The 9505-nt window shown below is 70.8% G+C and carries 10 protein-coding genes and 3 pseudogenes; 6 read left to right on the plus strand and 7 right to left on the minus strand.

The genetic code is table 11. From position 1 onward, the window contains the following. Together G6R24_RS14795 and G6R24_RS14800 are read left to right on the plus strand one after the other, a co-directional pair. The coding region (locus G6R24_RS14795; RefSeq protein ID WP_163549835.1) for a pyrophosphohydrolase domain-containing protein at nt 1-309 on the plus strand (309 nt) is incomplete at its 5' end. Nucleotides 310-828: 519 nt separating this feature from the next. Further along, nucleotides 829-1119: a hypothetical protein gene (locus tag G6R24_RS14800; RefSeq protein WP_163549836.1), complete on the plus strand. Its 291-nt coding sequence runs from the start codon at nt 829-831 to the stop codon at nt 1117-1119. 146 nt (nt 1120-1265) lie between these two features. On the opposite strand, the gene G6R24_RS14805 is transcribed toward G6R24_RS14800, so the two are convergent. After that, entirely contained in the window at nt 1266-1775 is a 510-nt protein-coding gene (locus G6R24_RS14805) for a hypothetical protein (protein ID WP_163549837.1), read from the minus strand. Between the two features lie 118 nt (nt 1776-1893). On the opposite strand from G6R24_RS14805, the gene G6R24_RS14810 reads away from it, so the two are divergent. After that, nucleotides 1894-2142 (plus strand): MarR family transcriptional regulator, encoded by a 249-nt coding sequence (locus G6R24_RS14810; protein WP_163549838.1) that lies wholly within the window; start codon nt 1894-1896, stop codon nt 2140-2142. Between the two features lie 523 nt (nt 2143-2665). After that, a pseudogene (locus tag G6R24_RS14815) lies at nt 2666-3064 on the plus strand (SDR family NAD(P)-dependent oxidoreductase); the annotation flags it as partial. Nucleotides 3065-3144: 80 nt separating this feature from the next. Here the strand turns inward: G6R24_RS14815 and G6R24_RS14820 are convergent. Both G6R24_RS14820 and G6R24_RS14825 read right to left on the minus strand, forming a co-directional pair. Beyond that, complete coding sequence (locus G6R24_RS14820; RefSeq protein ID WP_163549839.1) at nt 3145-3633, minus strand: flavin reductase family protein; 489 nt, start codon at nt 3631-3633, stop codon at nt 3145-3147. After that, nucleotides 3627-4975: pseudogene (locus tag G6R24_RS14825) on the minus strand (NtaA/DmoA family FMN-dependent monooxygenase). Before G6R24_RS14825 ends, G6R24_RS14820 begins: the two are co-directional and overlap by 7 nt. 384 nt (nt 4976-5359) lie before the next feature. Here G6R24_RS14825 and G6R24_RS14830 point away from each other — a divergent pair. Both G6R24_RS14830 and G6R24_RS14835 read left to right on the plus strand, forming a co-directional pair. Then, on the plus strand, nt 5360-6214 hold the full coding sequence (locus G6R24_RS14830; RefSeq protein WP_163549843.1) for a LysR family transcriptional regulator: 855 nt from the start codon (nt 5360-5362) through the stop codon (nt 6212-6214). Further along, nucleotides 6214-6798 carry a cupin domain-containing protein gene (locus tag G6R24_RS14835; RefSeq protein ID WP_163549840.1) on the plus strand — a complete coding sequence of 195 codons (585 nt, stop codon included), beginning with the start codon at nt 6214-6216 and terminating at the stop codon, nt 6796-6798. The genes G6R24_RS14830 and G6R24_RS14835 overlap by 1 nt, the downstream gene beginning before the upstream one ends. Before the next feature lie 21 nt (nt 6799-6819). Here the strand turns inward: G6R24_RS14835 and G6R24_RS24565 are convergent, their stop codons facing one another. From G6R24_RS24565 to G6R24_RS14850, 4 genes and pseudogenes are all read right to left on the minus strand, one after another. Continuing rightward, nucleotides 6820-7425 (minus strand): hypothetical protein, encoded by a 606-nt coding sequence (locus G6R24_RS24565; RefSeq protein WP_217451608.1) that lies wholly within the window; start codon nt 7423-7425, stop codon nt 6820-6822. Between the two features lie 62 nt (nt 7426-7487). Next, a pseudogene (locus G6R24_RS24570) lies at nt 7488-7958 on the minus strand (epoxide hydrolase family protein); the annotation flags it as partial. Between the two features lie 18 nt (nt 7959-7976). Next, nucleotides 7977-8708 (minus strand): acyl-CoA thioesterase, encoded by a 732-nt coding sequence (locus tag G6R24_RS14845; protein WP_163549841.1) that lies wholly within the window; start codon nt 8706-8708, stop codon nt 7977-7979. A gap of 184 nt (nt 8709-8892) precedes the next feature. Continuing rightward, a complete protein-coding gene (locus tag G6R24_RS14850; protein ID WP_225438551.1) occupies nt 8893-9330 on the minus strand; it encodes a PH domain-containing protein in 438 nt (145 codons plus the stop codon). Nucleotides 9331-9505: the final 175 nt, after the last annotated feature.

A 9505-nucleotide genomic window follows, 5' to 3' on the forward strand; every position in this document is an offset into this window, starting at 1 on the left:
CAGCACATCCACTGCGAACTGGCCCACGTCTTCCCCGACGTCGACCCCCGCGTCCGCCAGACCCTCGCCCTGGCCGAAGAAGCCGGCGAAGCCGTACAGGCCGCCCGCCGCCACCTCGGGATGGCCCGCACCCCCGGTGACCTCACCGCCGTCGCCGCCGAACTCGCCGACGTCGTGCTCACCGCGTTCGTCACCGCCGCCGCGTTCGACATCGACCTGCCCGCCGCGATCAACCTCAAGACCACGGTGCTGTTCACCCGCGGCTGGCGGCAGACCCCACCCGCCGCACCCTCGACAGCCCGCCGATGACCAGCCCCGCCCTACCGCCTGGCCTGCCCGCCGACACAGTCCTCGATCTGCCCCCGGGCGGGTTCACCGTCGGGCAGTGGGCGGCAGCGGTAGGGCGGGCCGCCGACCGGATCCCCCGCGAGATCCACGACGGCGACCAGTGGCTCCCGAACCCGGCCGCCCACAACGCACGGATCGCCGCACGGACGGCGTTCCTCACCGCCTGCGCACACCTGGGCCTCCCCCCGTCGCAGGTCGGACCGTGCGCCGGCTGCGACGCCTTCCACCACCTCTACGGGCCCGGCGGCCGGCCCCTTGCCCCGGCTGCCACGCCCACACCCACGTCGGACAGCAACCGACCAGCCGACCTCGACTCACCCTCCTGCCCGGCGGCCGCGCGACCGGACGGGGCCCGGCGCGCCGCCGGCTCACCTCCCCAGGCGCCACCGGCGCCGCCTCCCTCCCCCTCTGACCCGGCCATCGACGCCGAAGCCCACCAGCCCACCAGCCCACCCGGCATGACATACGAGAGAGACAGCCATGGCGCGCGACGACAACGTCCCGGAGCAGGCCGGTCACATCCTGGACCATTGGCCCACCCAGAACGGCGACACCAGCACACCCGTGCCCGGCGCCGTCGTCGACGCCCTCACTGCCGCATTGGACACCGCCCTGCACGACTGCGCGGCGAACTACTGGGACCCGGACGGGGGCATCCACACCTGGTACATCGCCCACGACGGGCGGATCGTCGGCTACTACACCCCGCCCGGTGACATCTCTTCGGTCACTTCGATCCGCTGGCACGCCACCGTCACCGTCGTCCCCTGACCGCTCGTACACCTGAGCTTCGGTAAAGCGAAGGGCCCGTGGACTGATGTCCCGGGCCCTTCGTGCTGCCCTGCCCGTCGCCTTGACCTGGGCAGGTTGGCGGACGGCCTTGTCTGCGCCATGAAGGCCGCGGTTCACCCCGGGGGTCAGCCGGTCCAGCTGACGCGGAGAGTGTCCGCAACCGGCTTCATCGGCACGTCCATGCCCAGGCCGGTCAGGATCCGGGTGACCGCGTCCAGATCGACGGTTTCCCTGCCGGAGGGGACCAGCTCAACCGCCCACGGGCCGTAGACGCCGGCACCGACAGCCTTCAGGGTCTTCTGCGCCGGTCGGAGTGTCCGGTCGGCTGCCCGCCGCGCCTCCACGCCCTCGTTGTAGGCGGCGCAGGCGGCTTCGATGGGGCTGGCCGGTCGGTAGGTGTGGGCGGGCTTGAAACGGGTGCGGGTGATGTTCGCCGTGCGGGCCGCGGCGTAGGCGCTGACCGAGTTGGCGGAGATGCCGCCGGCGAGCGGGGCCAGGCGGCCGGCGCGGACATACCGGCGGATGGTGGTCTCCTTGACAGCGAGTTCGGTCGCGGCGGTGGCGATGCTGATCGTGTGGTCGGAGACGGCCGCGGGGGTGGCGCTGGTGCTGGTGGTGATCTCGGTGATGGTCATCGTGGCCCCCTGGCGGTTCGGTGTTCCGACACCATCTAACCTAGGGTTGCCGTAACCCTAGGTATCCCGATTCTGCCCAACAGTCCAACAACATAGGTATGCGGCATACTCATGTCCCATGAGCGATGACCCACTACTCGGCTACGCCCAGATCGCCGACCACGCCACCAGCCGCAACCAGGCCATGAAGGCGCAGACCGTCCGGAACTACCGCCACCGCGGCCTACTCCCCGAACCCGACGACACCACCGTCCCCGACCGGCCCCGCTGGCGGCAGTCCACCATCGACCAGTGGCTCACCAGCCGGCCCGGGAAAGGCGCCCGCACCGACCTGCAGCCCAAGCCGGCGGACACTCCCTCAACCTGACCGAGACAACCCCGCTACGGCACCCGTGAGCCGGGTGAGACGGGTGAGACGGGCATTCGTCCACTGTGGGCTACACATCAGCAGCAGCAAGCCGTAGGCGTCGACCGCGGGCCGGACAGACACCCAGGGGGTACGCACTTCGGGAAATGCCCGCGTACCCCCTGTTTTCCCAGGTCAGACCGGTTGAAGCCGGGGGTACGCACCCAGCCGGAAGAGAGTGACGTACACACAGCGGCGCAGAAAAAGAAGAACCCGCGGACCCTCCGTGGCGCCCGCCGGCCGGGAACCTCAGACCGGCGCGCGCCGGTCGAAGCCACGACGAGCAGACCAGCACCGAACGATGCCCGGCTCACAGCACTGGTGCCCACACCGCACGGCAGTGACCTTCGAGTTGCCGAGCCGGCCGAACCATGATCACGGTCCGCAAAAAGTCCGTACGAGCCTGTAAAACCGCGTGATCTCGCGTAACACCGTGAACGCTAGAAACCACTGGTACTACTGGGTTTCCTGCCTGCCACCTCGGTATTCATCGACGACCACGGCTAACGTGCTGTTCGCCGTGGAGGCGACCCGCCGGTGGGCGGGCGATGGCATCACCGTCAACGCGCTCATGCCCGGCGGCATCCGCACCAACCTGCAGCGTTACGTCTCCGAGGCGGATCTCGAGCGGCTGCGCAGGGCCGCCGCGGGCGACGGCACTGGTCCCGCGCTGCGCTGGAAGAGCCCCGAGCAGGGTGCGGCCACCTCGGTGCTGCTCGCGGCGTCCCCGCTGCTGGCCGGGGTGGGCGGACGCTACTTCGAGGACTGCAACCAGGCTGAGGTCGGCATGCTGTCCGCCCGCAACGGCGTCGCCGCCCACGCCCTTGACCCCGAGGCCGCCGCCCGCCTGTGGGACCTCTCCGTCACCACCCTCGCCGGCTGACCACGGCGGTCGGCGTCGCGCGCGACCGGCCCGACCCCGGCCCGGTTCCGCCGAACCGGGCCGGGGTCGGGCCGGAGCGGCTACTCGAGGCGGCGGAAGCGGCTGGCGTGGAAGACGAGCGGGCTGACATCGTGATCGGCGTCAAGGTCATGGACCTCGAGCACGATGATGTCGTGGTCACCGGCCCGGACCTGCTGGGAGACGCTCGTCTCCAGCCAGCCGCCGGCGTCGTCGAGCAGGACGGCGCCGGCGTCGGTGGTGCGCCAGTCAAGCTCGGCGAACCGGTCGGCGCCGCGACCGGCCAGCTGACGGCCGTGGCGCTCCTGGGCGGCGCTGAGGATGCTCACCCCGAGACGGGGCGCGGAGCGCAGCAGCGGCCAGGTGCTCGACGAGTGCGCGACGCACACCGAGACCAGCGGCGGCTCCAGCGAGACGCTGGTGAACGAGCTGACCAGCAGCCCGACAGGTGCGCCGTCGACCTCCACGGCCACCACGGCCACACCGGAGGGAAACGAGCCGAACACATATCGCAGCCGAGCTGAGTCGATGACCTGCGGTGGGCTCACCATGTGCCGACCTCCACCGCATCGAGAGTACTGGCCACTCGGGCCACTGTGTGCCGGTTCGCCGGGACCGGCAGACCGAGGTTCCCGCGCAGCGTCGTCGAGGAGTACTCGTCGCGTACCACGCCACGGTCGCGCAGGATCGGCACCACCTGCTCGGCGAAGCGGGCGAACTCGCGCGCCGAGTTCACCGTGATGTTGACGCCGTCCAGGCCGTCCGCCTCGAACCAGCGCTGGAGTTCGTTCGCGACGGTCAGCGGGGAACCGACGAACGGCGAGCGCTGGGCGTCCAGCTGGTGCTCGACGACTTGGCGCAGGGTGAGGTTGCGCTCGCGGGCCAGCGTCGTGATCGACTCGGCGTGGGTGCGGAAGCTGCGCGCGCCGGCGTCGCCCACGTCCGGGAAGGGGGCGTCCAGGTCGTAGCGGGTGAAGTCGTGCCAGCCGAACGGACGGCCGAGTTGGCCAGTGCACGCTCGAAGCTGCGCCCGCCGCGCGCCGCGTCGTCCTTGGCCCGCGCCTCGGCGTCGGTGTCGGCGATCACCGGGGAGATGCCGGGGACGATGAGCACGTGCTCGGGGTCGCGTCCCTTCGCGGCCGCCCGGGCCCGCATCTCGCGGCGGAACTCCTGCGCCTGCGCCAGCGACGGCGCATGGGTGAAGATCGCCTCGGCGATGCTGGCGCCCAGGTCACGCCCCTCCTCGGAGTCACCGGCCTGGAAGATCACCGGCTGACCCTGCGGGGTGCGCTCGAGGTTGAGCGGGCCGACGACGCCGAAGTACTCGCCACGGTGGTCCAGGGTGTGCTGACGGGTCCGGTCGAAGAACTCGCCGCGCGCGCGGTCGCGGGGGAAGGCGTCGGACTCGTAGGAGTCCCACAGGCCCTGCACGACGCGCACGTGCTCGAGCGCGCGGCCATAACGGGTGGCGTAGTCGTAGTGCTCGTCGCGGCCGTAGTTACCGGCGGTGCCCGCGTCGCCGCTGGTCACGACGTTCCAGCCGGCCCGCCCGCCGCTGATGTGATCGAGCGAGGCGAGCCTGCGGGCCACGTTGAACGGCTCGTTGTAGGACGTGGTGATCGTGCCGACCAGGCCGATGTGGTGCGTGTGCACCGCGATGGCGGACAGCAGCGTCAGCGGCTCGAGCCGGCTCAGGTAGTGGTGCGGCGAGTCCGGCGTGATGAACTGGCTGTCGACGATGAACACATGGTCGAACTTCGCCGCCTCCGCCTGCTGTGCGCGGGCGATGTACCAGCGCACGTCGACACTCGCGTTGGTCGGGATGTCGGGATCCAGCCAGGTGGTGTGCTGGCCGGGGCCACCGACACCGAACAGGACGGCCCCCAGCTTCAGGGTGCGCCCCGGCCGCCGGGCCGAGCCGGAGTTCGAAGCCGAGCCGGGATGCGGAGTAGAAGCGGAGTAGAATCGGACATACTGACCTTCCTGGACGCCTGTACATACGTCAGCACGGACGTCCACACGCCAGTTCAGGCGTCGGTCTGGACGTCCACCGGAGGAACGGCGCGGGCTCGGGCGGCCGGCGCGGCGGGCACGGAGGTCAGCGACAGAGCGCGGCTTGGCCGCGGGCAAAATCAAGCCAGCGACAACGTGTCAGCAACACGCAGGTCAACTGGGCCATGGCGCCCAGCATGCGGCGCGTGCGGCGGTATGTCCAACGACGCTTCATGATGGCGATCCATCGCGGATCGTGATGCATTCTCGAGTAGCCTGGTGAACATGCGCCGGACCCTGGACATCGCCCCCCTGCGCAGCCTCGTCGCTGTCGCGGACTGCGGCGGTTTCCAGCGGGCCGCGACCTCGCTGCATCTGAGCCAGGCGGCGGTCAGCCAGCATGTGCGCCGTCTGGAGGCCGCCACCGGGCGGCTGCTCGTCGAACGCCAGGGGCGCGGCTCCCGGCTGACCGCGGACGGCGAGAAACTGCTCGGCCAGGCCCGCCGCATCCTCGCCCTGCACGACGAGACCCTCGAGGACTTCGGCTTCGCGGGCGACGCGACCCTGGTCATCGGGTCGACCGAGCACGCCGCCGCCCAGGTGCTGCCGCCGCTGCGCGCCGCGTTGGAGGACGGTCCGGCCGGCCATCAGATCCGGTTTCGGATCGACCGGGGCTCGAAACTGCGCGAACGGCTCGACGGCGGCGGCGTCGACCTGGCCCTGCTGCTCGGCCCGGCCGACGATCCGCGGGCACGGGCGGTCGGCGATCTGGAGCTGACCTGGTACGCCGCCCCCGGCTGGCACCGCCCCGCGGCGAGCCTGCCGATCCCGCTGGTCGCCTTCGACCATCCGTGCGCGCTGCGCACCCGGGCGTTGGAGACACTGTCCCGGCACGGCCTGCCCGCGGTGATCGGCGCGGAGGCCATCCAGCTCGCCGGGGTGCAGGCCGCCGTCGGCGCGGGCCTCGGGGTCGCGCTGATGGCGACGTTGCACCACACCCCGGTCGGCCTCGTCGCCCGCGACGACCTGCCCTCCCCCGGTGCCCTTCCGCTGGCGGTGTGGTCACGCACGGGCCTGGCCGAATCGGTCACCCGCCGGGCCGCCGACGCGCTACGCGACCTGCTCGCCGAAGGAGCCTGATGTCCGCCACGTCCGCCACGTCCGCCACATCCGCCGGGTCAGCCGGGTCGTCGGGATCGCCCGGTCGCGCCATCCGGGTGGTGCGCACGCCCGGTGGGGTCGCGGTGCCCGCCGACATCGACCCGTTCCACCGTCGGCTGCACCGGGTCGCCCCCGCCGGCCTCGTCGGTGACACCACCCAGACCACGGGGATGCGCCGCCGCGAGGCGATCAGCGGCAAGACCGTCGGCGCCCGCAGTCTGTGGATGGGTCAGACGCACGTGCCCGCGTCGACGTCCTCGGGCAACCATCACCACGGCGCGTCCGAAACCGCGATCTACGTGGTCGCCGGCCATCCCGTCTTCGTCTTTCTCAACGTCGAGGGGGACGACCCGGTCGAGACACGTGTCGAGACGTCCCCCGGCGACTACGTGTTCGTCCCGCCGTACGTGCCGCACCGCGAGGAGAACCCCGACCCGTCGGTGGAGGCGCTGGTCGTGATCGCCCGCACCACCCAGGAGGCGATCGTCGTCAACCTCGAGGGCCTCGACTGGTCCGAGGTGCGCACCGATGATCCGGGCGACACCGGCTCCGCCTGCTCGTAGCCGGCCACGGCGGGTGTCCGCTCAGCGCACGAGCCGGAAGAAGCCGCGGACCTCGTCGACGAACAGGGCCGGCTGTTCGAACGCGGCGACGTGGCCGCCGCGCGCCGGCTCGCCGAACCAGCGCAGGTCGGTGAACCTGCGCTCGGCCCAACGCCGCGACGCCCGGAAGATCTCGTGTGGGAAGACCGAGATCCCCGACGGCACCGCGACCTCGTCGGCATCGACCTCGCGCAGGCTTTCCCAGTACAGCCGGGCCGAGGAGGCACCCGTGCCGGTGAACCAGTACACCGACACGTCGTCGAGGATCTGGTCCCGCGACAGCACCTGCGTCAGATCACCGTCGTGGCCGGTCCACTCGTGGAACTTCTCGACGATCCACGCGCACTGGGCGACCGGCGAGTCGACCAGGCCGTAACCGACGGTCTGTGGGCGGGTGGACTGCTGCGAGGCGCAGGCCATCCCCCAGGTGGTGTACTCGCGCAGCCGGGCGAGCGCCGCCCACTCCGCATCGGTGAGGTCGGTGAGCTCGCCGCGGGCCGCGGCCTGGCCGATACCGACCAGCGGCATGTTGACAGGCACGCCGACGAGTCGGGCGGGCCGCTGCTGGGCCAGGCTCGTGGTGACCATCGCCCCCAGTCACCGCCCTGCGCGCCATAACGGTCATAGCCCAGCCGGGTCATCAGGTCGTCCCAGGCGCGGGCGATCCGCGGGAGGGCCCAGCCGGTGGACGTCGGGCGTGCGCTCCAGCCGTAGCCGGGCAGTGACGGGATGACCAGATGGAACGCGTCCGCCGGGTCCGCCGGGTTCGTCAACGCCTCGATCACACCGAGGAACTCCACCACCGACCCGGGCCAGCCATGGGTGAGGATCAGTGGCAGCGCGCCGGGATGCGGCGACCGGGCGTGGATGAAGTGGATGTCCAACCCGTCCAGCCGGGTGCGAAAATGCTCGAACGCCCGCAGCCGGGCCTCGGCGGCGGCGAAGTCATAGCCATCGGCCCAGTAGCCACACAGCTCGCGCAGATAGCCCACCGGAACGCCCTGCGACCAGTCGTCGACCGTCGCCGACTCGGCCCAGCGGGTACGCCGCAGCCGGTCGCGCAGGTCCGCGACGGCGGCGGAGCTGTACTCGGGGCGTATCTCGACGATCGCATCGCTCATGGCGTACGACGGTATCGGTCAGTGTCGCAACAGGCCCGCTTCCTGCATGGCGGAGGCCACGAGCTCGCCGTCGCGGGTGAAGAACATGCCCCGGGACAGCCCGCGGGTGCCGCCGACGGTCGGGCTGTCCTGGGCGAACAGCAGCCAGTCGTCGGCGCGGAACGGACGGTGGAACCACATCGCGTGGTCGAGCGACACCAGGTCGAGCCGTCCGGCCCCGGCCCTTTGATGCGGGCGCCGCGCGGTGGTGGACAGGGTGACGTCCGAAAGATAGGTCAGCGCGCAGACGTGCAGCAGCGGGTCGTCGGTCAACGGCTGATCGACGCGAACCCAGATGTACTGCCGGGGCATCCCGTCCTCGGGGGCGACGGAGCTGGTCACCAGCCGGAGATCGAGCAGCTGGAACGGCGGGAAATCGGGGGCGATCAACATCGGCCCCCACCGCTGGGACTGCTCATCGGGGCCGGGAACGTCAGGCATCCGCGGCCGATGGCTGTCGTCACTGTCCCGGGGACGCTGGAAGGACGCCGACATCGAGAAGATGACCTCCCCGTCCTGGACGGCGCTGACCCGACGGGTGGTGAACGACCGGCCTTCGCGCAGCCGCTCGACGAGGTAGACGATCGGCGCGTCGGTGCGGCCGGGGCGCAGAAAGTAGCCGTGCAGCGAGTGCATCCGCCGGTCGGGGTCGACGGTGCGCCCGGCCGCGACCTGCGCCTGGGCCGCGACCTGCCCGCCGAAGGCACGCATCGGTGCACCCTCATGACATCGACCGCGGAAGATGTCGCGGTCGATGGTGTCGAGGGTCAGCAGATCCGCAAAGTCAGGCTTGTGCTCCAGTGCCACAGCGCCGAGGCTACCCGCGCCGGGGTAGCCGGAGCGCGTCAGAGCACGCCGGCCTGTCACCAGCCCCGTCAGGAGCGGTCGACCAGCGTCAGTCGTCGTCCAGGGCCGGTTCGGGGGCTCCACCGAAGATGCCGTCGCACAGGCGCAGGTAGAACCGGTCGGGCCGGGGCACGTGTTCGAGTTTCTCCAACGCGCTGACGTGATCGCCCTCGGTCTCCATCTCGAACGTGCCGTAGCCGAGAAGCCGGCCGTTGGGATCGAGTTTGTACGACAGGTCGGTTATCTTCGACAGTGGCAGGCTCTGTATCCGCCGGGGCAGGATCCCGGACGCCTTCACCAGCCGGGTGTTCGTGATGAGCAGCACGGTGAGATACCAGCCGAGCAGTCGCCACATGAGCCGGAGGACCACGGCCAACGCCACCCACCACAGCAGCGTGACCAACACACCGATGCCCGCGTGGTGGACGGCATCGTAGAGGGAGACGGCGATGGCGACGGCGAGGACGCCGGCCGTCTCGAGAACCACCCGGGCAACCACCACCCAGTGAAGTCGTATTTGTACGGTTAGATGTTCGTTGTTGGCCAGATAGCCGTCGATGCGCATGGCGGAACCACCCCCGTGTGCCCCCGAATTCCGACAGATCATGATCGCACACACGGCGCCATGCAGGCTATCCCCTATCCGACACATCGCAACCCGG

Origin of the sequence: Candidatus Frankia nodulisporulans (assembly GCF_902806475.1) — a bacterium.
Lineage (GTDB): Bacteria > Actinomycetota > Actinomycetes > Frankiales > Frankiaceae > Frankia > Frankia umida.

Excerpts from the sequence above, each read along its gene's own strand:
- G6R24_RS14800 (WP_163549836.1), top strand. The coding sequence starts at position 829 with ATGGCGCGCGACGACAACGTCCCGGAGCAGGCCGGTCACATCCTGGAC.
- G6R24_RS14805 (WP_163549837.1), bottom strand. The coding sequence starts at position 1,775 with ATGACCATCACCGAGATCACCACCAGCACCAGCGCCACCCCCGCGGCC.
- G6R24_RS14810 (WP_163549838.1), top strand. The coding sequence starts at position 1,894 with ATGAGCGATGACCCACTACTCGGCTACGCCCAGATCGCCGACCACGCC.
- G6R24_RS14820 (WP_163549839.1), bottom strand. The coding sequence starts at position 3,633 with ATGGTGAGCCCACCGCAGGTCATCGACTCAGCTCGGCTGCGATATGTG.
- G6R24_RS14830 (WP_163549843.1), top strand. The coding sequence starts at position 5,360 with ATGCGCCGGACCCTGGACATCGCCCCCCTGCGCAGCCTCGTCGCTGTC.
- G6R24_RS14835 (WP_163549840.1), top strand. The coding sequence starts at position 6,214 with ATGTCCGCCACGTCCGCCACGTCCGCCACATCCGCCGGGTCAGCCGGG.
- G6R24_RS24565 (WP_217451608.1), bottom strand. The coding sequence starts at position 7,425 with ATGGTCACCACGAGCCTGGCCCAGCAGCGGCCCGCCCGACTCGTCGGC.
- G6R24_RS14845 (WP_163549841.1), bottom strand. The coding sequence starts at position 8,708 with ATGCGTGCCTTCGGCGGGCAGGTCGCGGCCCAGGCGCAGGTCGCGGCC.